This is a genomic window from Caulobacter segnis (genome assembly GCF_023935105.1).
Lineage (GTDB): Bacteria > Pseudomonadota > Alphaproteobacteria > Caulobacterales > Caulobacteraceae > Caulobacter > Caulobacter segnis_B.
The window spans coordinates 1,010,491-1,034,486 of sequence record NZ_CP096040.1; the positions used below are offsets into that span (position 1 = coordinate 1,010,491).

The 23,996-nt window shown below is 68.3% G+C and carries 15 protein-coding genes and 3 pseudogenes; 9 read left to right on the forward strand and 9 right to left on the reverse strand.

Annotated elements, in window-relative coordinates:
* Positions 1 to 180: 180 nt before the first annotated feature.
* Both MZV50_RS05035 and MZV50_RS05040 read left to right on the forward strand, forming a co-directional pair.
* A complete protein-coding gene (locus MZV50_RS05035) occupies positions 181 to 1,980 on the forward strand; it encodes a methyl-accepting chemotaxis protein (protein WP_252633313.1) in 1,800 nt (599 codons plus the stop codon).
* Between the two features lie 118 nt (positions 1,981 to 2,098).
* Complete coding sequence (locus MZV50_RS05040) at positions 2,099 to 3,724, forward strand: hypothetical protein (protein ID WP_252633314.1); 1,626 nt, start codon at positions 2,099 to 2,101, stop codon at positions 3,722 to 3,724.
* Between the two features lie 38 nt (positions 3,725 to 3,762).
* On the opposite strand, the gene MZV50_RS05045 is transcribed toward MZV50_RS05040, so the two are convergent.
* Positions 3,763 to 4,527, reverse strand: coding sequence for a hypothetical protein (locus MZV50_RS05045; RefSeq protein WP_252633315.1), 765 nt, complete (start codon positions 4,525 to 4,527; stop codon positions 3,763 to 3,765).
* A gap of 134 nt (positions 4,528 to 4,661) precedes the next feature.
* A pseudogene (locus MZV50_RS05050) lies at positions 4,662 to 4,904 on the reverse strand (hypothetical protein).
* Positions 4,905 to 4,927: 23 nt separating this feature from the next.
* Between MZV50_RS05050 and rpsL the strand changes: the two are divergent.
* The 6 genes and pseudogenes from rpsL (at position 4,928) to MZV50_RS05080 (ending at position 10,554) form a co-directional block, all read left to right on the forward strand.
* Complete coding sequence (rpsL, locus tag MZV50_RS05055) at positions 4,928 to 5,299, forward strand: 30S ribosomal protein S12 (protein WP_004624021.1); 372 nt, start codon at positions 4,928 to 4,930, stop codon at positions 5,297 to 5,299.
* Positions 5,300 to 5,312: 13 nt separating this feature from the next.
* Positions 5,313 to 5,786 (forward strand): 30S ribosomal protein S7, encoded by a 474-nt coding sequence (gene rpsG / locus MZV50_RS05060; RefSeq protein ID WP_252633316.1) that lies wholly within the window; start codon positions 5,313 to 5,315, stop codon positions 5,784 to 5,786.
* Positions 5,787 to 5,900: 114 nt separating this feature from the next.
* The gene (gene fusA, locus MZV50_RS05065) at positions 5,901 to 7,979 is read left to right on the forward strand and encodes an elongation factor G (RefSeq protein ID WP_252633317.1); all 2,079 of its coding nucleotides are present in this window, start codon (positions 5,901 to 5,903) and stop codon (positions 7,977 to 7,979) included.
* A 58-nt stretch (positions 7,980 to 8,037) separates the two neighbouring features.
* Positions 8,038 to 9,228: an elongation factor Tu gene (gene tuf, locus MZV50_RS05070; protein WP_252633318.1), complete on the forward strand. Its 1,191-nt coding sequence runs from the start codon at positions 8,038 to 8,040 to the stop codon at positions 9,226 to 9,228.
* A gap of 70 nt (positions 9,229 to 9,298) precedes the next feature.
* Positions 9,299 to 9,442: pseudogene (locus MZV50_RS05075) on the forward strand (hypothetical protein); the annotation flags it as partial.
* A 110-nt stretch (positions 9,443 to 9,552) separates the two neighbouring features.
* Complete coding sequence (locus MZV50_RS05080) at positions 9,553 to 10,554, forward strand: sensor histidine kinase (RefSeq protein WP_252633320.1); 1,002 nt, start codon at positions 9,553 to 9,555, stop codon at positions 10,552 to 10,554.
* 12 nt (positions 10,555 to 10,566) lie between these two features.
* Here MZV50_RS05080 and MZV50_RS05085 read toward each other — a convergent pair.
* The 5 genes from MZV50_RS05085 to MZV50_RS05105 all read right to left on the reverse strand — a co-directional run bounded on the left by MZV50_RS05085 (position 10,567) and on the right by MZV50_RS05105 (position 17,802).
* Positions 10,567 to 11,524, reverse strand: a protein-coding gene (locus MZV50_RS05085; protein WP_252629765.1) for an IS630 family transposase whose coding sequence is annotated in 2 segments (ribosomal slippage) — positions 10,567 to 11,200 and positions 11,199 to 11,524 — 960 coding nt in all. Because the reading frame shifts where the segments join, the coding sequence is not laid out codon by codon here.
* Positions 11,525 to 11,601: 77 nt separating this feature from the next.
* Positions 11,602 to 12,030, reverse strand: coding sequence for a GNAT family N-acetyltransferase (locus tag MZV50_RS05090; protein WP_252633322.1), 429 nt, complete (start codon positions 12,028 to 12,030; stop codon positions 11,602 to 11,604).
* Positions 12,031 to 12,074: 44 nt separating this feature from the next.
* A complete protein-coding gene (locus tag MZV50_RS05095) occupies positions 12,075 to 15,200 on the reverse strand; it encodes an efflux RND transporter permease subunit (RefSeq protein ID WP_252633323.1) in 3,126 nt (1,041 codons plus the stop codon).
* On the reverse strand, positions 15,200 to 16,285 hold the full coding sequence (locus tag MZV50_RS05100; RefSeq protein ID WP_252633324.1) for an efflux RND transporter periplasmic adaptor subunit: 1,086 nt from the start codon (positions 16,283 to 16,285) through the stop codon (positions 15,200 to 15,202). Before MZV50_RS05100 ends, MZV50_RS05095 begins: the two co-directional genes overlap by 1 nt.
* Positions 16,282 to 17,802: an efflux transporter outer membrane subunit gene (locus MZV50_RS05105; protein WP_252633325.1), complete on the reverse strand. Its 1,521-nt coding sequence runs from the start codon at positions 17,800 to 17,802 to the stop codon at positions 16,282 to 16,284. The genes MZV50_RS05100 and MZV50_RS05105 overlap by 4 nt, the downstream gene beginning before the upstream one ends.
* A gap of 394 nt (positions 17,803 to 18,196) precedes the next feature.
* Here MZV50_RS05105 and MZV50_RS05110 point away from each other — a divergent pair.
* Positions 18,197 to 21,348 (forward strand): annotated as a pseudogene (locus MZV50_RS05110) (TonB-dependent receptor).
* Between the two features lie 147 nt (positions 21,349 to 21,495).
* On the opposite strand, the gene MZV50_RS05115 reads toward MZV50_RS05110, so the two are convergent.
* Together MZV50_RS05115 and MZV50_RS05120 are read right to left on the reverse strand one after the other, a co-directional pair.
* Entirely contained in the window at positions 21,496 to 22,611 is a 1,116-nt protein-coding gene (locus MZV50_RS05115; protein ID WP_252633326.1) for a hypothetical protein, read from the reverse strand.
* Between the two features lie 103 nt (positions 22,612 to 22,714).
* Complete coding sequence (locus MZV50_RS05120) at positions 22,715 to 23,956, reverse strand: TetR/AcrR family transcriptional regulator (protein WP_252633328.1); 1,242 nt, start codon at positions 23,954 to 23,956, stop codon at positions 22,715 to 22,717.
* Between the last annotated feature and the right edge of the window lie 40 nt (positions 23,957 to 23,996).

A 23,996-nucleotide genomic window follows, 5' to 3' on the forward strand; every position in this document is an offset into this window, starting at 1 on the left:
AGGCATGACCGATGTCGTCGGCGTGAAGGCGCGACGAGGTCGAAATCGACGCGCGCCCGCCCGCCATGCGTCAGATCGTCGCGATTGCTGCGCTGCACACCTTCAAAACAGCGTTATTAATCCGAGCTTTAGCTATGTGACGCGAAGGAAGCTTGATCCCGATCAATTCCTGGACCCTCCATGCGCGCGAGCATCTCCACCAAGGTCAGCCTGACCATCGCCCTGGCCTTTCTGGTCTTGACCCTCGCGGTCCTGGGGATCGTGGCCAAGAGCTCCCTGGATTTCGCCCGCCGTCAGGCGACGCAGGCGCAGGAATCCAGCATGCGGGTGGCCTGGGACGTGATCGGGCAGCGGGGCAAGAGCTTCCGCCGCGAGGGCGACCATCTGCTGGTCGGCGATCACGCCGTGAACGGCGACTTCGACGGCGTCGATCGCGTGAAAGCCCTGGTCGGCGGCACCGCCACCGTCTTCATGGGCGACAAGCGGGTCACCACCAACGTCACCAAGCCGGACGGCTCGCGCGCCGTCGGCACCAGCCTGGCCAAGGGGCCCGTCTATGACGCCGTGCTGGGCCGCGGCGAGCCCTATCGCGGCGAGGCCAAGATCCTGGGCCGCCCGTTCTTCGTCGCCTATGACCCGATCAAGGACTCCGCTGGCCAGGTGATCGGCGTGATGTATGTCGGCGTGCCGCAGGCCGACTTCTTCGCGCCCGTCTATCGCCAGCTGACCATCCTGGCCGTGGCCTGCGTGCTGCTGGGCGCGGCCGGCGCGGGGGCGTCGGTGCTGATGACCCGCCGCCAGCTGTCGCCGCTGGGCGCGATGCGCGACGCCATGAGCCGCCTGATGGGCGGCGATCTGACCGTCAGCCTGCCGTTCGCCGGCCGGGCCGACGACATCGGCCTGATGGCCGACGCCGTGCACCAGTTCCGCGACGCCGCCCTGGAGAAGAACCGCATCGCCGCCGAGGCCGCCGCCCACCGCGAGGCCTCCGAAGCTGAGCGCGACGCCGCCGGCGCCGACAGCGCCCGCCGCTCGGCCGAGCAGGCCCAGGTGGTCCGCCGCCTGGCCGAGAGCCTGCACAGCCTGTCGGCCGGCGACCTGACCGTGCGCCTGACCGAACCCTTCGCCCACGACTACGAGGGCCTGCGCGCCGACTTCAACCGCGCTGTCGAGGGCCTGGAAGGCGCCATGGCCGCCGTCGTCTCGGCCGTGTCGGGCCTGAACAGCGGGGCCGGCGGCATCGCCTCGGCCGCCGACGACCTGTCGCGCCGCAGCGAGCAGCAGGCCGCCAGCCTGGAAGAGACCGCCGCCGCCCTGGACGAGATCACCGCCACCGTCCGCAGGACGGCTGACGGCGCCAAGGAAGCTCACCGCGCCGTCGGCGACGCCCAGGCCGAGGCCGGTCGCAGCCGTGAGGTCGTCGCCTCGGCCGTCGAGGCCATCGGCGGCATCGAGGCCTCGTCCCGCCAGGTCGCCCAGATCATCGGCGTGATCGACGAGATCGCCTTCCAGACCAACCTGCTGGCCCTGAACGCCGGCGTCGAGGCCGCCCGCGCCGGGGAAGCCGGTCGTGGCTTCGCGGTCGTCGCCCAGGAAGTGCGGGCCCTGGCCCAGCGCTCGGCCGACGCGGCCAAGGAGATCAAGATCCACATCGCCGACTCCGAACGCCAGGTGGGGGCGGGCGTGTCGCTGGTCGGCGCGGCCGGCGAGACCCTGCAGCGCATCGCCGGCCAGGTCGGTGCGATCAGCAGCGTGATCACCGAGATCGCCGCCTCGGCCCAGGAGCAGGCCGCCGGCCTTTCGCAAGTCAACACCGCCGTCAACCAGATGGACCAGGGCACGCAACACACCACGGCCATGGCCAGCCGCTCGGCGTCGTCCAGCCAGTCGCTGCTGGACGAGGTGCGGGGCCTGGCCGAGCTGGTCCAGCGCTTCCGCGTCGGCGGCGGCGCGAGCCAAGGCGTGCGCCGCGCCGCCTGAAGTCTCGCGGCCCGGTCCACCTTGGGTGGGGGAGGCGCAACCACGCCTTGATCCGACAAGCGTCGCCATAGTAGACCCCGCTCATCGCGGGGGCGCGATCGCTTACGGAGTTCAGTAAGTGTTGAGTCCACTCCACCGCGTCGGCGCAGGTTCGCCGGTCGCGGCACGCTGCCGGCCGCCCAGCGTCAAATCGGCCGCCATCACCGCCCTGGCCCTGATCCTGTCGACGCCGTTCGCGGCGTACGCCGAGGACGGCGCCAAGGAACCCAGCCGAACCTTCGGCGACACGCCACTCACCGACGGCGACGACGCCGTCACCAACGACAAGACCGTCGACCTGGTCGACAGCGTCGACTTCGGCGGCGGATCCAACGGCCTGTTCAACAACGGCGTCATCACGATCGGCGCCAAGGCCACAGCGCCCGTCCAGGTTTCGCTGTTGCAGCTGGAGGCGCTGAAGAACAGCGGTCTCATCGACCTGCGCAATGGCCACGGCGGCGACGTCCTGACCTTGTCGGGCGACTATAACGGGGCGACCAAGGCGCGCCTGGGCCTGGATGTCGGACCCAGCGGCGTCGATCGTCTGGTCGTCGGGGACATCGCCAATGGCAAGACCGCCGTCGTCCTGGGCGGCCTGTCGGCCAAGACCGCCGCCCTGACCGGCGACAAGGGCCCGGTGCTGATCCAGGCCGGCGCCGGTTCGACCAAGGACGCCTTCCACGTCGAGAACGCCGAGATCGGCTTCGTCCGCTATAGCCTGGTCCAGGACACGGGGACGACGGTCACCTATCGCCTGAAGGGCGTGGCCGGCCAGCGAGCCTACGAGATGCTGAAGGTGTCCGAGGGCGTCAGCGGCGTCTGGCGTCAGTCGGCCGACGCCTGGAGCGCCCACGTGGCCAATCTGCGCGACGCCGACGGCGAGGCGGATGGCGCGGCCGTCTGGGGGCAGGCCTTCGGCGGTCGCCTGGATCGCGACGACGAGGTCACCGGCGCCGCCGGCGTGGTCTCCACCGACTACCGCCTGACCACCTATGGCGGGCAGATGGGCGCGGACCTGATCAACGCCGGCCTGGACGGCGGCCGGGTCCTGCTGGGCCTGACCGGCGGCTATGCCGACTCGCGGATGCGCTTCAGCGGCGCGGCCGGCCAGGAGGCCAAGCTGCGCGTCGTCAATCTGGGCGGCTATCTGGCCCTGACGCGCGGCGGCTATTTCCTGAACGCCCTGGCCAAGGTCGACCGCCAGTCGATCAAGGTCAGCAATGGCCCCGACGCCATCGATCTCGACTTCGACGGCACCGCCTACGGCGCCCAGGTCGAGGCCGGCAGCCGGTCCGAGGACGACGGCCTGGTCTACGAGAAGCTGCTGAGCATCACCTATGTCAGCGCGCGCCTCGACGACGTGGATGTCTTCTCGCAGCGGCTGGACTTCGACAACGCGGCCGGCTTCGTGGCCAAGGCCGGCGTGCGGGGCGCCCTGCGCAGCGACGCCCTGGGCGGGGTGTTCACCTCGTACGGGGCGGCCTTCGTCGTTCACGACTTCACGGTCAAGAACGGCCTGGATCTGGTCGGCGGCGACCAGGTCGAGCACCTGTCCCGCGACGGCGGCCGCACGTTCGGCCAGGTCACCGTCGGACTGAGCTATCAGGCCGGCGGAGCGATGCTCACCTTCGTGGAGGCCACCGGCGAGAACGGCGGCGGCCGTTCGGGCGGGACCTTGCGCCTGGGGACGCGGATCGGCTTCTAGGCGTGACGGCCGCCGGGCTCTGGTCCGGCGGCCGCGCTCTAGTTCTGCTTCTTCTGCAGCTCGAGGAACTTGCGAGCCCGGTCGGCGGAGTCCTTCTCCTTGCGGATCTGGTCGACCACGTCCTTGCGCGGCCGGCCCAGGCCGTCCTGCTCGGCGCCCAGGACGAAGGGGATCTCCTTCATCGTGCCGGGATGGTCCTTGCTGCGATGGTCGACGCCCGGGGCCATCGGGGCGTCGAGATAGTCCTTGTAGGCCTGCTGAGCCGCGCCCTGGGCCTCGAGCGCCCGGCGCTTGTCGGCGGACATGCCCGACAGGGGATCGCCTTTGGCCTTGGCGGCCCCGAAGCGCTCGTCGCACTTCTCGCGTTCACGGCGGTTGAGGCCCACGGCGTCGGCGCTGACGCAGCCCGTGCTGGTCCGCAGGGCCGTGCGCAGGTCGCCAGCGCCTTCGCCCGGCAGGGGCGCGGGGCGGGTAGCGGTTCCTGGCCGGACGATCCCGGCGGCGGGAACGGCCAGGCGCGGAACCCCGGCCGGGGCCGGCCGGGCCGGCGGGCGGATCCGGAAGGGCAGAACCGGCGAGGGCGCGCTGGCCGCCGAGGCCGGGGCGGGGCGGGGCTGTTCCGCCTGGCGAGGACGGACCAGGTCCACCGTCACCGTCGGCAGGTCGTCGGCGGTCAGGGTCTCCAGCAGCGGTGGAACGGGCAGGGCCAGCCAGGTCAGCAGGATCACGTGCAGCAGCAGCGAGCCGGCGAGAATCGTCGCCCTCCGACGGTCGCGTCCGCTGATCTTCACGCCGACGCTCACCCGTCCTCCCGCCCGCCCTTGGACCTTGCTCGTCTCTTCCCCACATGGCGAGGCGAGGTGCGCAAACAAGATGCTCCATCCCAGCGTGAGCCTGTGCAGCTTGCGGTGGCGAAAACGGGGCTGGAATTTGGGCCTTAAGGCGGCGTTAACCGACGCGGGAACAGGCGGTTGACGTTCGGCCCCTTCGCGAGTACATACCGCGCTCTTTTTCGAGGCGTGCGTTCGCGTGCGTCCTGATGAGCTTCCGTTTTTGGCGGAGAACCCGTCGGTGTGCTACCGCGCCCCGGCGAGTTTCGTGTTTATCGGGTCTCCAAGCGGAGCCTTGAACCAAGAACAACAAAGACAAGGACCTGAAGCGCTTCGGCCGAAAGGCACACGCTTCCATCAGAGCAGAGACTTAATGCCTACCATTAACCAGCTCATCCGTAAGCCGCGCTCCCCGAAGCCGGTCCGGAACAAGGTGCCGGCCCTGAAGGGCTGCCCCCAACGTCGCGGCGTTTGCACGCGCGTCTACACCACGACCCCGAAGAAGCCGAACTCGGCTCTGCGTAAGGTCGCCAAGGTCCGTCTGACCACCGGCATCGAAGCCGTGTGCTACATCCCGGGCGAAGGTCACAATCTGCAGGAGCACTCGGTGGTGCTCATCCGCGGCGGCCGCGTCAAGGATTTGCCCGGCGTCCGTTATCACATCCTGCGCGGCGTCCTCGACACCCAAGGTGTCAAGGATCGTAAGCAGCGTCGTTCGCTCTACGGCGCCAAGCGTCCGAAGTAAGGAATAGAAGAAGATGTCCCGCCGCCGTCGCGCCGAGAAACGCCAAGTCCTGCCGGATCCCAAGTTTGGGGATCTGGTTGTCACGAAGTTCATGAACTACGTGATGTACGAGGGCAAAAAAGCCGTCGCCGAAAACATCATCTATGGTGCTTTCGACATCCTGGAAAACAAGCGCAAGGACCAAGGTCCGCTTGAGACCTTCCACTCCGCCCTGGACAACGTCGCCCCGGCGATCGAAGTCCGGTCGCGCCGCGTCGGCGGCGCCACCTATCAGGTGCCGGTCGAAGTCCGTCCGGACCGTCGCCGCGCCCTGGCCATCCGTTGGCTGGTGACCGCCGCGCGCAAGCGTGGTGAGAACACCATGACCGAGAAGCTGGCCGGTGAGCTGCTCGACGCCTCGAACAACCGCGGCACCGCCGTGAAGAAGCGCGAAGACACCCACAAGATGGCTGAAGCCAACCGGGCGTTCTCGCACTACCGCTGGTAATCTTCCTTACCAGCACTCTTTCAGGCGCGGGCGGTTTGCGATAAACCGCCCGCGCCGCACGTTTAATCCCGGTCGTGTCCGTTCTGGGCCGCCCCGTTTCGCAGAGCGATCGCTATGCCCCGCACGCATAAAATCGAAGACTACCGCAACTTCGGCATCATGGCCCACATCGACGCGGGCAAGACGACGACGACCGAGCGGATCCTGTATTACACCGGTAAGTCGCACAAGATCGGCGAAGTCCACGACGGCGCCGCGACCATGGACTGGATGGAACAGGAACAAGAGCGCGGCATCACGATCACGTCGGCCGCGACCACCGCTTTCTGGCAAGAAAAGCGCCTGAACATCATCGACACCCCCGGGCACGTCGACTTCACCATCGAAGTCGAGCGCTCGCTGCGCGTCCTCGACGGCGCCGTGACGGTGCTGGACGGTAACGCCGGCGTCGAGCCGCAGACCGAAACCGTCTGGCGCCAGGCCGACAAGTACAAGGTTCCGCGGATCGTGTTCGTCAACAAGATGGACAAGATCGGCGCCGACTTCGACAAGTCGGTCGAATCGATCCGCGACCGTCTGGGCGCGAAGGCTGTTCCGATCCAATTCCCGATCGGCTCGGAATCGAGCCTGAAGGGCCTCGTGGACCTAGTCCGCATGAAGGCCGTGGTCTGGGACAACGACGGCCTGGGCGCGTCGTACAAGGACGAAGAAATTCCGGCCGACCTGATGGACAAGGCCGTGGAAGCGCGCGCCTACCTGGTCGAGAACGCCGTCGAGCTCGACGACGACGCCATGGAAGCTTACCTGGGCGGCGAAGAGCCCTCGGAAGCCACCATCAAGAAGTGCATCCGCAAGGCCGTGCTGACCGGCGCCTTCTATCCGATCCTCTGCGGCTCGGCCTTCAAGAACAAGGGCGTGCAGACGCTGCTGGACGCCGTCGTCGACTACCTGCCGTCGCCGCTGGACATCCCGCCGACCAAGGGCATCGACTTCAAGACCGAAGAAGAAGTGGTCCGCAAGGCCTCGGACGAAGAGCCGCTGTCGGTTCTGGCGTTCAAGATCATGGACGACCCCTTCGTCGGTTCGCTGACCTTCTGCCGCATCTACTCGGGCAAGCTGGAAACCGGCATGTCCCTGATGAACTCGACCCGCGACAAGCGCGAGCGCGTCGGTCGCATGCTGCTGATGCACTCGAACAACCGCGAAGACATCAAGGAAGCCTATGCCGGCGACATCGTCGCCCTGGCCGGCCTGAAGGAAACCCGCACCGGTGACACCCTGTGCGACCCGCTGAAGTCGCCGGTCATCCTGGAGCGCATGGAATTCCCGGCTCCGGTCATCGAGATCGCCGTCGAACCCAAGTCGAAGGCCGACCAGGAGAAGCTGGGCGTCGCCCTGCAGAAGCTGGCCGCCGAAGATCCGTCCTTCACCGTCTCGACCGACTTCGAGTCGGGCCAGACGATCCTGAAGGGCATGGGCGAGCTGCACCTCGACATCAAGATCGACATCCTGAAGCGCACCTACAAGGTCGAGGCCAACATCGGCGCGCCGCAGGTCGCCTATCGTGAATCGCTGGGCCGCAAGGTCGACATCGACTACACGCACAAGAAGCAGACCGGTGGTACGGGCCAGTTCGCCCGCGTCATGATCACCTTCGAGCCGGGCGAGCCGGGTTCGGGCTTCGTGTTCGAAAACTCGATCGTCGGCGGCGCGGTGCCGAAGGAATACATCCCCGGCGTCCAGAAGGGCCTGGAATCGGTCAAGGACAACGGCCTGCTGGCCGGCTTCCCGCTGATCGACTTCAAGGCGACCCTGACGGACGGCAAGTTCCACGACGTCGACTCGTCGGTCCTGGCCTTCGAAATCGCCGCTCGCGCCGCCTTCAAGGAACTGCGCGAGAAGGGCAACCCGAAGCTGCTCGAGCCGATCATGAAGGTCGAGGTCGTGACGCCGGAAGAATACCTGGGCTCGGTCATCGGCGATCTGAACAGCCGCCGTGGCATGATCCAGGGTCAAGACATGCGCGGCAACGCCACGGTGGTGAACGCCTTCGTGCCGCTGGCCAACATGTTCGGCTATGTGAACACGCTGCGGGGCATGTCCCAGGGCCGCGCCCAGTTCAGCATGGTCTACGATCACTACGAGCCGGTGCCGCAACACGTCGCCGACGAAGTGATCAAGAAGTACGCCTAACTAAGAACCCCAGAAGTCCAACCATTGAAGGCCCCGCTGGGGTCCTGGAGCTAAGAAGATGGCCAAGGAAAAGTTCGAACGCACTAAGCCGCACTGCAACATCGGCACGATTGGTCACGTTGACCATGGCAAGACGACGCTGACGGCCGCGATCACGATCACGCTGGCGAAGTCGGGCGGCGCGACCGCCAAGAACTACGCCGACATCGACGCGGCGCCGGAAGAAAAGGCCCGCGGCATCACGATCAACACCGCGCACGTCGAGTATGAGACGGCCAACCGTCACTACGCGCACGTCGACTGCCCCGGCCACGCCGACTACGTGAAGAACATGATCACGGGCGCGGCCCAGATGGACGGCGCGATCCTGGTCGTGTCGGCCGCCGACGGCCCGATGCCGCAGACCCGCGAGCACATCCTGCTGGCCCGTCAGGTCGGCGTGCCGGCCCTGGTCGTGTTCATGAACAAGGTCGACATGGTCGACGACGAAGAGCTGCTGGAGCTCGTCGAAATGGAGGTGCGCGAGCTGCTGAGCAGCTACCAGTTCCCGGGCGACGACATCCCGATCACCAAGGGTTCGGCCCTGGCCGCGGTCGAAGGCCGTGACGCCAAGATCGGCGAAGAAGCGATCCTGGCCCTGATGGCCTCGGTGGACGAGTACATCCCGCAGCCGGAACGCCCGATCGACCTGCCGTTCCTGATGCCGGTCGAAGACGTGTTCTCGATCTCGGGCCGCGGCACCGTGGTCACCGGTCGCGTCGAGCGCGGCATCGTCAAGGTCGGCGAAGAAGTCGAAATCGTCGGCATCCGTCCGGTCCAGAAGACGACCTGCACGGGCGTCGAAATGTTCCGCAAGCTGCTGGACCAAGGTCAAGCCGGCGACAACGTGGGCGTGCTGCTGCGCGGCACCAAGCGTGAAGACGTCGAGCGCGGCCAAGTGCTGTGCAAGCCCGGTTCGATCACGCCGCACACCAAGTTCGTGGCCGAAGCCTACATCCTGACCAAGGAAGAAGGCGGCCGTCACACCCCGTTCTTCACCAACTACCGTCCGCAGTTCTACTTCCGCACGACGGACGTCACCGGGATCATCAAGCTGCGCGAAGGCGTGGAAATGATCATGCCGGGCGACAACGCCGAGCTGGACGTCGAGCTGATCACCCCGATCGCCATGGAAGAGAAGCTGCGCTTCGCCATCCGTGAAGGCGGCCGCACCGTCGGCGCCGGCGTCGTCGCGAAAATCGTCGAGTAATCTCGAACGGTCTTCAGCGACAGCTGATCTAAGCGAAGGCCCCGGAGAGCAATCTCCGGGGCCTTTTGCTATCCAATATCCACCGTCATTCCCGCCCTTGTGGCGGGAACCCCTCCGTCCGCCGCTGGTGCGGGAGGGGCGAACCGCTGGCGGTTCGCTTGTATCTCACGTGTCAGCTGAACCAGAGGTTCCCGCCACAAGGGCGGGAATGACGATGGTTAGGGTGTAAACGGAACGCCCGCGCGTGCATCCAACGTCGCTCGCCCGCTTGACGCCGCGCCCCGAAAGGCCCAGCACCGCTAGCGGGGAAGGGGAGAACGGCGCTTGAATCTGCGGCGAAGGATCAGGGACAGTCTCGTCGCGCGCTACGGCCTGGCCGTCGGCCTGACGATGCTGGCGGTGCTGCTGCGCTTTGGCCTGAACGCGGTGTTCCCGCCGGGCTTTCCCTATGTGACCTTCTTCCCGGCCATCGTGGTGGCTGTCTATCTGGGCGGCCTGGGCCCCGGCGTTCTGTGCGCCGTCCTGAGCGGCGTCAGCGCCTGGTACTTCTTCATCCCGCCGACCTTCGCCTTCAGTTTCGATGTTTCGGTGCTGGTGGCCCTGGCCTTCTACGCCTTCGTCGTGGCGGTCGACATCTTCTTCATCGACGGCATGCGCAAGGCGCTGGACCAGCTGGAGGGCGAGCGGGAGCGCTATCGCGAACTGGCCGACAGCCGCGACCTGCTCTATCGCGAACTGCATCACCGGGTGAGCAACAACCTGCAGGTCGCCGGCGCCTTGCTGCGGCTGCAGGGGCAGGGCGTCACCGACGTCGACGCCCGTCACGCGCTGGAACAGGCCGGCGAGCGGATCGAGATCATCGCCCGCATCCAGCGCGAACTGCACAACCGCATGGGCGAGCCCGTGCCGTTCCGCGACTTCGCCGAGGCCCTGCTGGCCAGCGCCGCCGCCGCGGCCGGGGCCCGCGTGCGCCTGACCCTGCAGGGCGGCGAGCAGCCCCTGCATCCCGACCAAGCCACGCCCGTCACCCTGGTGATGCTGGAGAACTTCAATAACGCGCTGGAGCACGGCTTCGGCGAGGCCGGGCCGAATGGGGAAGAGGTCGGAGAGGTCAGGATCGTGCTGGACCAGACCGGCCTGACCCACCTGCTGACGGTCAGCAACGACGGCGCCGGCCCGCCCACGGGCTTCGACCCGGCGCGGTCGAAGAGCCTGGGCCTGCGGATCGTCAGGGCCATGGCCCAGCAGTTGGGCGGCAAGTTCGAGATGGCCCGCGAGGACGGCTGGACCGTCTGCCGCCTCAGCTACGCGCCGAAGCGGGACTAGAGCATCGTGCGTTTAATGTGACGCATAGCCAGCGGCCTTGAAGTAGTTCCAGCACTCTTGGGGCTCGTAGAGGCTGCAGATGTCGCCGACGGCCCTCCAGAGGTCGTCGAAGGTGCGAGCGCAGGCGCCGCGCAGATGGGCTTTTAGCTTTGAGAAGGCCATCTCGATCGGGTTGAGGTCGGGCGAGTAGGGCGGGAGGAACAGGAACCAGGCTCCCCGCGCCTTGAGGGCCTGGACGGCTCTTGGTCCCTTGTGGGCGGCGAGGTTGTCGAGAACCACGACGTCACCGGGGCTGAGCGTCGGCGCTAGCTGGGTCTCGACATAGGCGTCGAAGGCGTCGCGGTTCATCGGGCCATCGAGCACCCAGGGCGCGGTCAGCTGCGCGCATCGCAGGCCAGCGATGAAGGTCTGGGTTCTCCAGTGGCCGAAGGGCGCATCGGCCGCCAGGCGCTTACCGCGCAGGCTGCGGCCGCGCAGCCGGGTCATCTTGGTGGTGACCGCCGTCTCGTCAATGAACACCAGCCGCGCCGGCTGCTGGCGCATGACGGGCTGGCGGTGCTCGATCCACTCCCTGCGCCGTTCACGCACCGCTTCGCGTGCGCGCTCCGAGGCCATCAGGGCTTTTTTTATATGTGAACCCAGCCGCGCGAAGCGCCCGCGACAGCGAACTGGGATCCGCGCTCACCCCGCGTTGCGCCTCCAGCAAGGCCGCCAGTTGCGGCAGGGTGATATCCGGCTTGGCTTCGACCTGTTCGATCAGGAACGACCGATGCGCCGCCAGCTTGCCGTCTCCCGGCGGCCGTCCCTGGCGCGCTGGCGCACAAGAGCCCGTCTGCTCCACCCGCGCCAGCAGCTTCACCGCGCAACTGTTGCTGACCCCAAAGTGCTTGGCCGCACCACGACGTGATCCACCGGCGCTGACGTAGCCAATGATCCGATCTCGAAGATCACCCGAATAGCTCTTGCCCATGATCCACCTCCAACCACGGTGAATCATGCTTCGCGCAAACCTGGAATCCCTTCGATTCCGATTTCATGTCCGACGCTCTAGAGCGCCAGCCGATAGAACCGCGTGTCGACCGCCATGCGGGGAAAGGCGTCCGGCAGATCCTCGACGGCGACCGGATCGAAGCCGTTCTTCTCGTAGAACCGGTGCGCGGCCGTGAACCGGTCCGTGGTCCCCAGCCAGACGGTCGCGACGCCGTTCATCCTGGCGTGCGCGAGGGCGGCGTCGAGCAGCGCCTGGGCCGCCCCGACCGATCCGCGCGCCTCGGGCTTCACGAACATCTTGCGCAAGGCCGCGGCCGCGCCGCCGATGTCCTTCAGGGCCACCGTGCCGACCGCTTGGCCGTCAAGCTCGGCCAGCCAGAACTGGCCGGTCCCGGTCTGGTACCACTCGGGGATGGCGCCCAGGTCGGGCTGGTCGGCGGCGGTGATGGCGATCCCGAACTCGTCCCGCTGGATAGGCAGGATCACCGCGATGACGGCGTCCTCGTCCCCCGGTCGGAAGGGTCTGACGATCACAAGCGGTCGGCCGGCGCGGGATGGCCGTCGGTCGCCTCGCGCGGCGTGGTCAGGCGGGCCAGTTTCGGCTGCAGCCAGCGCTCGATGTCGTCGACGATCTCGTAGACCACCGGCACCAGCACCAGCGACAGCACCGTCGAGGTGATCAGGCCGCCGATCACGGCCACGGCCATGGGCTGGCGGAACTCCGAGCCGGTGCCGATGCCCAGGGCCGTCGGCAGCATGCCGGCCATCATCGCCAGGGTGGTCATGACGATCGGGCGGGCCCGCTCGTGACAGGCGTCGAGGATGGCGTCGCGCTGGCTCATGCCGTCACGCTCCTGCTCGATGGCGTATTCGACCAGCAGGATCGAGTTCTTGGCCGCCAGGCCCATCAGCATCAGGAAGCCGATCAGCGACGGCATCGACAGCGATTGGCCGGTGATCAGCAGGGCGAAGAACGCGCCGCCGATCGCCAGGGGCAGGGCCGACAGGATGGTGATCGGCTTGAAGAAGCTGCGGAACAGCAGGATCAGCACGCCGAACACCAGGCCCACGGCCGACAGCAGGGCGACCGCGAAGCCGGTGAACAGCTCGACGAACGCCTCCTGGTCGCCGGCCGAGGCGGGCCCGACGCCGGCCGGCAGCTTCTTCATGGTCGGCAGGTTGCCGACGTCCGTCATCGCCTGGCCCAGCTGGGCGCCGTTGTTGAGGTCGGCCTCGATGGTCACCTGCCGCTTGCGGGCGAAGCGGTCGATCTTGGCCGGACCGGCCTGGAACGACAGGTCCGCGACGGTGTCGAGCCGGGTCGTACCGCCGCTGGCGGTCGGCACGCGCAGGGCGCCCAGGGCGTCGAGGTCGCGACGGCTCTCGGCCGGCAGGCGCACGCGGATGGGAATCCGCCGCTCGCCCTGGGTCATCTTGGCGACGTTGGCGTCGATGTCGCCGACCGTGGCCACCCGGGCGATGGCGGCGATGTCGGCCGAGCTGACGCCCAGCCGCGCGGCCTCGTCGGCCTTGGGCCGGATCAGGATCTCCGGACCGCTGGGCGGCGACGAGGGGCGCGGGTCGGCGACGGTGTCGAGCTTCTGCATCTCGCGCTCGATCTGGGCGGCGGTGCGCTCCAGCAGCGGGCCGTCCTCGGAGATCAGGATGGTCTGGACCTCCGACGTGCCCCAGTCGCCCAGCAGGTTGACGCGGGCGTCGGGGATGTCGTGCAGGCCGTTGCGGACCTCCTGCTTGATCTCGGTGACCGTCAGGTCGCGCTTATGGTTCAGCACGATGGTGATGGTGGCGTCGCGAATGTCGGTCCCGCTCTGGCCACCCCAGCCGCTGCCGATGTTCGAGCCGACCTGGGCGAAGACGTGGGCCACCTCGGGACGCTTGCGGAACATGGTCGTCACCGACTGCACCGTGCGATCCATGTCGGCCACGGTCGCGCCGGGCGGGCCCTGGACCTTGAGGTAGTAGTAGTTGTTGTTGGCCGCGGGCTGGAAGGCGGTGGGCAGGAAGCCGGCCAGCATGATCGAGCCGATGAAGATCGCCCCGCCGATGATGCAGGCCAGGATCCGGTGATCCAGCGACCAGTCCAGGACGTTGCGATAGAAGCCCTTGAAGTCCCGGCGCGGATGCGGGTCCTTGGCGGGCTTCAGGAAATAGGCGGCCAGCAGCGGGGTCAGCAGGCGGGCCACGACCAGCGAGAACAGCACGGCCACGGCGACCGTCAGGCCGAACTCCTTGAAGAACTGGCCGGGCGTGCCGGGCATGTACGACACCGGCACGAACACCGCGACGATGGTGAAGGTGGTGGCCACGACCGCCAGGCCGATCGCGTCGGCGCCTTCGATGGCCGCCTGGAAGGGACGCTGCCCCCGGGCGACGCGCTTTTCGATGTTCTCGATCTCGACCACGGCGTCGTCGACCAGGATGCCGATCACCAAGGTCAGGGCCAGCAGGGTCACGACGTTCAGCGAGAAGCCCATGATCGCCATGAAGGCGAAGGTGGGCACCAGCGACACCGGCATGGCGATGGCGGTGATCAGGGTCGCCCGCCACTCGCGCAGGAACAGGAACACCACCAGCGAAGCCAGCAGCATGCCTTCCAGCAGGGTGTGCTCGGTGGCCGCGAAGCTGGCGCGGGTCTCGTCGACGGTCGAGAAGATCTTCACGAAGCTGACGCCGGCCTGCTTCTGTTCGAGGGCGTCGATGGCCGCCTTCACGCGGTCCTCGACGGCGACGTCGCTGCTGTCGCGGGTCTTCATCACCTGGAAGGCGACGACGGGGCGGCCGTCCAGGCGGGCGAAGCCGCGCTGCTCCTCGGCGCCCTGGCCGACCTGGGCCACGTCGGTCAGCTTGACGTAGCGGCCGCCGGCGATCGGGATGGTGATCTGGCGCAGCTGTTCGACCGTGGTGGCCGCACCCAGCACGCGCAGGGTCTGCTCGCGACCGCCGACATTGGCGCGGCCGCCGGGGGCGTCGACGCTGAAGCTGGCCAGGGCGGTGTTCAGCTGCGGGGCCGTCACGCCGAACGAGGCCATGCGGTCGGGATCGATGATGACGTTGATCTCGCGATCGACGCCGCCCACACGGGCCACCTGGGCCACGCCCTTCTCGCCCTGCAGGGCGCGGGTGACGGTGTCGTCGATGAACCACGACAGCTCGGTGGCGCTCATGCCCGGGGCCGAGACGGCGTAGGTGATGATCGGGGCGCTGGTGATCTCCAGCCGCTGGACGATCGGCTCGTCGACCTCCTTGGGCAGGACGGCGCGGGTCTGGTCGACCTTGGAGCGCACCTCGTCGGTGACCTTCTGCAGGTCCTCGCCGAGGTTGAACTCGATCGTCGTGGTCGAGGCGCCCTGGACCACCGACGAGCGGATGGTCTTGACGTTGGAGATGCTGGCCACCGCGTCCTCGATGGGGCGGGTGACCTGGGTCTCCATCTCGCCGGGCGCGGCGCCGCTCTGGGTGACCGTCACGGTCACGGCGGGGAACTCGACGTTCGGGAACTGCTTGATCGGCAGGGTCAGATAGCAGCCGATCCCGGCGATCATCAGGGCGATGAACAGCACCGCGACCGGAATCGGGTTGCGGATCGCCCAGGCGGAGACCTTGAGCTCGCCGGTTTTCCTGTGCTGGTCGCTCATCAGCGGGCCGCCTGCGGGGCCGGACGCACGACGTCGCCATCGGTGACGAAGGACGCGCCGCCCAGGACGATGCGCGTTCCGGCGGGCGGACCCTGAACCAGCTGAGCCCAGCCGCCGCCCTTCTGGCCGATCTTCACCGCGACCTGATGGGCGCGGTTGTTGCTGTCGACCGTCATCACCGACAGGCCGTCGGCCTCATAGCGGATGGCCGATTCCGGAATGGCGGTCACCGTCGCGCTCGAGGCGCCGAAATTGGCGCGGCCGAAGCCGCCGGGGCGCAGGTCGTCGCGCACGGGCAGGCGCACGCGCACCTTGCCCAGGCGGTTGTTGCTATCGACGCGCGGGCTGACCAGGCGCACGACGCCGGAGATCGACTGGCCGCCGGGCAAGGACACCTGGGCCGACTGGCCGACGCGGATGCCGGGCAGGTCGGCCTCGTTGACCTCGGCGTCCAGCTCGACCAGGCCGTCGCGGGCGATGGTGAACCAAGGCGTCGTGCCGCCGCCGGCGATCTGGCCGGGCTGGACGCCGCGCGACAGCACCCGGCCGCTGACCGGCGAGGTGATGGTCATGCGCGAGACGCGGGTGCGCAGCTCCTTCAGCGCCGCCGCCTGGGCCTTGGCCTGGTAGCGGCGGGTCTCGATCTGCTCCTGGCTGAGCACGCCCTGGCCGTCCAGGCCGGAGACGCGGGCGGCCTCGGCCTGGGACTGGGCGGTGACGGCCGCCTGCTGGTCGACCTGGGCGCGCAGCAGGGTGTCATCCAGCTGGGCCAGGGGCTGGCCGGCGCGGACCCAGTCGCCTTCGTCGGCATAGAGGCGCGCGACACGATAGCCGGTCAGCTCGGAGCCGACGGCGGCTTCCTCGCGCGAGACCAGCAGGCCCGAGGCCTCGACCCCGCCGCCCAGGGGGCGGGTCTCGACGCTGCCGACGCTGACCGTCCGCGCCTGGGCGGCGGCGGCGGCGGCGGCGGTCTTGGCGGGGGCCTTCTTGTCGTCTTCCTTCTTGCCGCAAGCGGTCAGGCCCACGGCGGAGCAGACCAGGGCGGTGGCGATCATGTAACGGGTCGTCATCGGGGCGGGTCTCATTGCGCGGAGGGCTTGCCGAGATCGGCAGGCTTGGAGGGAACGGACTCGGGCGACCAGCCGCCGCCGAGCGCCTTGTAAGTCTGGACGGCGCGTTGCAGCGCCTGGGTCTGGGCCCCGGTCAGGGCCGTGCGGCTGCTGCGCCAGGACTGCTCGGCCTGCAGGGCCGTGGTCAGGTCCGTCAGGCCGGCGGCGTAACCCTTGCGGCTGGCCTCGTAGGCGGCGGCCGCCCGGCGTTCGCCGGCGGCCAGCAGCGTCACCCGACGCTCGTCGGCGTCCTGCTGGACCAAGGCGTTCTCGGTCTCGCCGAAGGCCTTCTGGACGGTCTGTTCGTAGGTGACGGCGGCCTGCTCGACGCGGGCCCCCTGGGCCTTGATGTCGGTCATCAGCTTGGGAATGTTCAGCACCGGGACCGACAGGCCCGCGCCCAGGGTCCAGGCCGAGCTGGTGGTCGACTGTTCGGCGCCCGGCGCCAGGAAGCTCGGGCTGGTCTGCTTCTGGATCCCGACGCCCGGCTGCAGGGTCAGGGTGGGAAACAGCGCCAGCTCGTTGATGTTCAGATTGCCCGAGGCCGAGGCCAGGCGCGCGGCCGCCTCGCGCACGTCGGGGCGGCGGGCCAGCAGCTCGGCGGGGGCGGCGGCCGGGATCGGCGGCGTCTTGTCCAGCACCGGTTGGACCGGGAGGCTGGCCAGCGGATCGACGCCCTTGCCGACCAGGATCAACAGGCTGCGGCGGGCGGCCTGCAACTGGGCTTCCACCTGGGCGACCTGGGCCTGGGCCTGGGCCAGGTCGGCGGCGGTGCGGTCGCCCTCGGTGGTCGCCGACAGGCCCCGGCGGCCCTTCTCGGCCGAGACGTCGTACAGCGACTGGCTGATGCGGGCGTTCTGGCGGGCGTCCTCCAGCTGCACGGCGTAGCCGCGGGCCTCGAAATAGGACTGGGCGACATTGGCGGCGAGGGCCGCGCGGGCGCCCTCGTACGAGAAGCGGGCGGCGGCCAGGTCGTTGTCGACCACGCGGCGGGCGGCCGCGCGGCGGCCGATCAGGTCCAGCTCCCACGAGACGTCGAAATTGGCCGAATAGGTCTTGGTCACCCCGCCCAGGGTGAAGCCGCCCGTGCCGCTCTGGTCGAGGATGTCGGTGTCGGTGCGCTTGACCGAGCCGGTCAGCGGCGTCTGCGGGATATAGAGCTCGCGGATCTGGCCCCGGCGGACGGCGCGGGCCTCTTCCAGGCGCGCGGCGGCGAGGCGGGCGTCGGGCGCCTTGGCCAGGGCCGTCGTGACCAGATCGTTCAAGACCGGATCGTTGAAGGCGGTCCACCACTGGTCCAGCGCCTGGGGCGCCAGCGGCGTCCCCTTCGGCGCCTCGTAGGCGGCCGGCAGCTTGGCGTCGACCTGACGGGCGGGCGTCGTGCAGGCCGAGAGGCCCGCGCCCAGGACGAGCGCCGCCCCGACGAGAAGGACTGGAGACGAGCCAGAAGGCCGGCCTGGACGCCACGGGGCGCCGGTCTTGGCGAGACGCATGAAGTTTCGAACCCGGTAATTCCGCCCGCTGGGCGGCTGGCGACCAATGGTTTCCCACTTAGGCGCCCCTAAGCCGCTGGAAAACCCCCCGAGCAACGCTTTAGCGAAGCTTGTGTTGCGACGCACCTGTCCTTGAAGGGGCTCGATCCCATACCTGTCAGCAGTGCGGCGCGATGACGCGGGTCATGTTGCCTGGTCCTGACGGCTGTTGACGGCGCTGTAAAACATACCGCATCATCGAAACAGATGTTCGACCTGATTTATCGGCATCCGCCTCGGTTGCTAAATCGAGGGAGTATGCGTGGCTTTTCAAGCGTCCGGCTCTGGGGGAACCAAGGCTTGTCGGCTCTAGAAGGCGCATCACCAAGTTTCGAAAACGAACGCTCTCCGTGGGCTGTCGGGCGGCGCGCCGATCCGTCCGCTCGCGTGCTTGCGCGCGTCTGTCTCGGGAGACCGCCACCCAGCTGAACAGCCCCTGGCCCCGCGAAGACGAGCGGCCAGTCAAAAAACAATCGAGGGAGGGAAAATCAAATGACACGAACCAGCTTCCTGCGCGGAGGCTCTCGCCTCGCGCTGGGCGTCGCTCTGATGGGCGGCCTGACGAGCGTGGCCCACGCCCAGGCGCAGCGCCCCAACGATGTCCCGGTCGAGGTCGAGGAGGTGGTCGTCACCGGCTCGTTCATCCGCGGCACGCCCGAGGACGCGGCCCTGCCGGTCGATGTGATCGGCGCCGAGGAACTGCAGAAGCGCGGTTCGCCCTCCACCGTCGAACTGTTGAAGGCGCTGTCGGTGTCCAGCGGGGTGCTGGGCGACACCAACCAGTTCGACAGCCGCGCCCAGGGCTCGGAAGGCTCGGGCTCGGTCAATCTGCGCGGCCTGGGCTCACAGCGCACCCTGGTGCTGCTGAACGGCCGCCGCCTGGCGATCAACCCCTTCGGCCAGGCCGGGGCGGGCATCGTCGACACCAACATCATTCCCGCCGCCGCCATCGGCCGCCTGGAAGTGCTGAAGGACGGCGCGGCGGCGACCTACGGCTCGGACGCCATCGCCGGCGTCGTCAACTTCATCACCAAGAAGAGCTTCGAAGGGCTGGAGGCGGCGGCCGACTACCGGCACATCGACGGCTCCAAGGGCGACTACGGGGCCAGCGTCACCTGGGGCAAGGTCTGGGACAACGGCAACGTCCTGGCCAGCGTCGGCTGGCAGCACCGCTCGAAGCTGTCGGTCGCCGACCGGGAATGGGCCAACCGGCCCTACCTGTCCAACCCCGAGGCCGGCTGGTCCGCCGCCGGCAATCCGTCGACCTTCATCCCGCTGGCCAGCACCACTAGCGGCATGCGCGACCCGGCCTGTTCGGGAGTGGGCGGCTTTCCGGGCTTCAGCGGCCTGACGCCGGTCTGCTACTGGCACTACACGCCGTTCGACAACCTTGTCGAGAAGTCCAACGCCGTGCAGGCCTATGCGGAGGCCAATGCCGACCTGTCGGCCAAGACCAAGTTCCACGCCGAACTGCTTTACGCCCACACCGACGTGCCCGACTGGAACACCTCGCCGTCGTACGCCGCCCTGGCCGTGCCGACCTCGGAAGTGGCGCCCAGCGCCGCCCTGGCGGGCCGCTATTACGTGCCGGCGACCAATCCCGGCCTGATCGCCTTCATGGCCGCCAACCCGACCGTCAACCTGACCAATCTGGCGACGGGGGCCAGTTCGACGGTCCCCAGTTCGATCTTCGCCTTCGGGGCGCTGAACGTCGCCAACCGGCCGTTCGCCATCGGCGGCAATCCCAAGTTCGGCTACGGCCCCTCGATCGGCGCGCGGTCATTCGACGCCTTCCGCGTCTCGGCCGACCTGACCGGCGAGTTCGACAACGGCATCGGCTGGAACGTCGCCCTGACCTATTCGCAGGAAGTCGGCATCCGCACCGGCTACGACACGCTGGTCAATCGGTTCGCGCTGGCCCTGCAGGGCCTGGGCGGGCCGCTGTGCGACAGCAATCCGTCGCTGGCGGGCATCCAGGGCACGCCGGGCGTCGGCCAGTGCATGTATTACAACCCCTTCGCCAGCGCGATCCCCAGCAACGTCATCACCGGGACCACCAATTCGGCCTACAACGCGGCCCTGGCCAACAACAAGGATCTGGTCGACTGGTTCTTCAAGAAGCTGTCGACCAAGCAGTCCTCGCGCCTGTTCGTCGGCGAGGCGGTGCTGAACGGCAAGACCAGCATCACCCTGCCGGGCGGCGACATCGCCTGGGCCGCCGGCGTCCAATATCGCCGAACCTACTTCAAGGCCGACTACAACGACATCAGCAACGCGGCGATCAATCCGTGCGTCAACACCCCCGACTTCGGGGTGACCACCTGCACCGGCTCGGCCCGCAACGGCCCCTTCATGTTCCTGGGCGTCGGCAACGAGGCCGACAACCAAAGCGACGTGACGGCCGGGTTCGGCGAGCTCTCCGTGCCGGTCACCGAGACCTTCCAGGCCCAGTTCGCCGCCCGCTACGAGGACTATGGCGGCGCGATCGGCTCGACCTTCAATCCCAAGGCCTCGCTGCGCTGGCAGGCCCTGCCGTGGGTGGCGATCCGCGCCTCGGCCGGCTCGACCTTCCGCGGACCGCCGGACCCGCTGACCACCACCACCTCGGTGACCTCCCTGCAGGGCATCCTGGGGGTGTTCCGCGCCGTCGACATCTTCGGCAACCCGAACCTCGCGCCCGAGAAGGCCAAGACCTACAACTTCGGCCTGCTGTTCAACGCCGGCGCGTTCAAGGCCAGCATCGACTACTTCCTGTTCGACTTCAAAAACCCGATCGTCGCCGAGCCGGTGGCCGGGATCGTCGCGGCGCTGTACCCGAACGGCGCGGCCGGCGCGAACAACTGCGCCAATGCGGCCTACGCGGCCCTGGTGGCGCGCTTCACCTTCAACGGCTCGTGCTCGACCCCGACGACCAGCATCGCCCGCCTGCGGACCAACTACATCAATGGCGCGCCGGTGAAGAACGCGGGCCTCGATTTCTCCGCCGACTACCGCTTCAAGAACGTGGCGGGCGGCGACATCCAGATCGGCGGCAACGCCACCTACATCCAGAAGTACGAGGTCGGCTCGACCGTCGTGGAAGGCATCACGGTCGAGAAGGCCTTCGACGCCGTCGGCCTGCTGAACTACCAGACCACCGTCGTGCCGATCCCGAAGTGGAAGGGCGACGTGTTCGCCGAGTACAACGCCGGCGCCCATAACCTGCGGCTGTCGGTCAACTACATCGGCGCCTATACCGACCAGCGCACCGCGCCGTTCGCGGCCAACGCCTACAAGGACACCTCGGGCGCGGGCGTGACGGTCAGCGCCGGCAAGAAGATCAAGAAGCAGGTCCTGACCAACCTGGCCTATCGCGTCTTCCTGCCCTGGGACACCACGGCGACCCTGGCGATCACCAACGTCTTCGACAAGAACCCGTCCTATGCCCGCCTCGACCTGGGCTATGACCCGTTCACGGGCGATCCGCTGGGCCGCACCTACAAGGTGGGTCTGCGCAAGAAGTTCTAGAGCTTTCCTCGAAGCGTTGAACCTCGCGGCGCGCCTCGACCAGGGGCGCGCCGTCCTCTTGGGAAGCCCGCGGCCACGCCCGTAGAGGGAGGCTTGCTCCGCCATAGCCCCGCTAGCCTTGCGGCGACCGTCTCCGAGACAAGGCGTCTACAGGAAATCCAGCAGGCTGGGCGGGCCGGCCAGGGCGCCGTCGGCGTTGAACATCTGGGCCAGCTTGTCGCGCGAGGCCTGCAGTTCGACCATCTTGCCATAGACCGCCGGGGTCCAGCCGGACGCCTCGCGCTCTTCCGCGGTCATGCCGGCGTAGCGGGTGATCATCGCCTTGCCGAAGTCGCCGTCGTCTTCCGAGGTCGACTGGAAGCTGGCCTTGATCGTGGCGCTGTCGCGGCTTCGGATCTCGGCCTTGGCCTGGGCTGTCTCATGGGCCGAGAACTGCTCGTCCTTGTTCAGGGCGATGGCCGACAGCGAGCGGTCGTCGAAGCGGCGGAAGTCGATCTCGCCGCTGCTGGAATCCTTGGCGGCGCCGGGCGCGAAGGCGATCGCGTACTGCTTGTCCAGAGCCGCTCGGACGTCGCTGGCCACCTTGCCGAAGTCGCGGGTCTTGGCCCCGGCCACGGCGCTGCCGGTCTCGGCCATGTAGGCGGCGACGCTGTCTTTGGCGATGCCGGCGGGGGCCAGGCCCGGACGAGCGATGGCCTGCTTGCGGCCTTCGACCAGCGCCTCGCGCTCCTGGCTCCAGGCGGCCGAGGCCTTCTCCTCGGGACCGGCGGCGTCCAGCTGGTCGAGGGCGGTCTGATACAGGGCGGCGTAGTCGCCGGTCAGCCGCGCCTGGGCGGCGGGTCCGGCCAAGGCGGTGTCGTGCTGGCTCTTCAGGCCCAGGGCCGCGACCACCTGCTGGTCCAATGGAAACTGGCCGCTCCTGTTGCTGGCCACGGCGAAGAGCGAGCGGCGATCCAGGCCGGTGAGGTCGATCGTGGCGTTCCCGTCCTTCAGCGCGCTGGACGCCTTGGCCGCCTTGAGCTGGGCGGCGATCTGGGCGCGGGCGTCGGCGACGACGGTCTCGAGGGTGCGGGAGTCGGTCTGGGCCTTCAGCGCCGCCTGGGCGGCCGCCGACAGCGTGACATTGACCGCCGGGGTGTTGATCGTCGGGCTCTGATCGCGCGTCTGGCCATAGCCCGTCGCCTGGTTGGCGCGCTGCGTCGCCGTCTGCCCGGCGGTGAGGCCAGGGGCGTAGGTCGACGAATACGGATTGATCGTCGTCATGACCGGGCGGAACTCGAAGCGAATCAGACGCTTGAAGGTACCAGCCGTCCCCGGGGCAAGACCACCCTATGGTTAATACGTCGCAACCTTTGGCTTCGTGGCGCTAGTTCAGCACCCCGGTCAGCAGCGGCTTGGCGAAAAGTTCGGCGGCTTCCTCGCGCTCCAGGCCCGGCGCCCACGCGCCCAGCGATGCGGCGGCGTTCAGCATCGAATTGATCATGTGGGCGGCGATGCTGGGGTCGATCGGGCGGATCGAGCCATCGGCGATGCCGTCCGAGACGATCGAGGCGAAGCGCTGCCAGCCGCGCATATAGCCGTCGGCCATGTCGCTGCGCAGCGGCTCGGGCAGGGCGCCCAGCGACGAGGCGCGCAGCAGCGGACCGTGCTCGGACAGCTGGTAGCTGGTCAGGCCGGCGGCGGTGGAGACCAGCTGCGTCCAGCTGTCGGTCGGCAGGGCGCGGGCGTCCAGCTGCGAACGTCGGGTGACGGTGAAGGTCCGCTCGAAGCACTCGGCGACCAGGGCGTCCTTGTCCTCGTGGTGGTGGTAGAACGAGCCCTTGGTGACGTTCAGCGCCGCCGAGATGTCCTCGACCGAGGCGCCGCGATAGCCGCGTTGGTTGATCAGGCGGGTGGCGGCCACCAGGAAGGTCTCGCGCCATTCCAGCCCTTCGGGCGCCGAGCCCTCGTAGGATTGCGGCGTCGGGTCGGGCAGGGGTTCGGGGGCCCAGGTCCGGCCGTCGGCGGGCAGGCCGTTCAGCAGGATGTCGCCCATCCGGTCGCGCACCCGGCCATAGTCCTCGACGTCGTAGCGGCGCAGCCACCGGCCCGACCAGAACACCTGCTCCATCAACAGGTGGGTGCGGGCGTTGCGCTGGCGCTTGTCCAGGTGGGCCAGGGACGGGTCGTCGAAGAAGCCCCGCACCCGGCGGAACAGATCGTTGAACGCGCCGATGACCGAGCCGCGCAGCGGTTCCTTGAGCGCCTTGATCTCGGTGAAGCTGGTCAGGGGAGTCGCTTCGCCCAGCCGGACCTGGCGGTTCAGGTCGAGATAGAGGTCCAGGAACTTGAGGATCCGCGCGGCGGGCGTGGCCTCGGCGGCGGCCTCCTCGACCATGGCCTCGAAACGCTCCAGGCCGCGCATGAAGCAGGCGGCGGCCAGGTCGTCCTTCTTGCGGTAGTAGTAGGTGACGCTGGTGGTGTTCAGTCCGACCTTGGCGGCGACGTCGGCCAGGGTCATGCCGCGCACGCCCTGGCGGTTCAGGATCGCCGTGGCCGCGGCCAGGATCGTCTCTTTCTTGCGGGCGTAGCGCGCCGTCGCGACCCCCGCGATCCGACCGTCATCCATCGAAGCAAACCCCTAATACGTCGTCGCGCGCCGGTTGCGC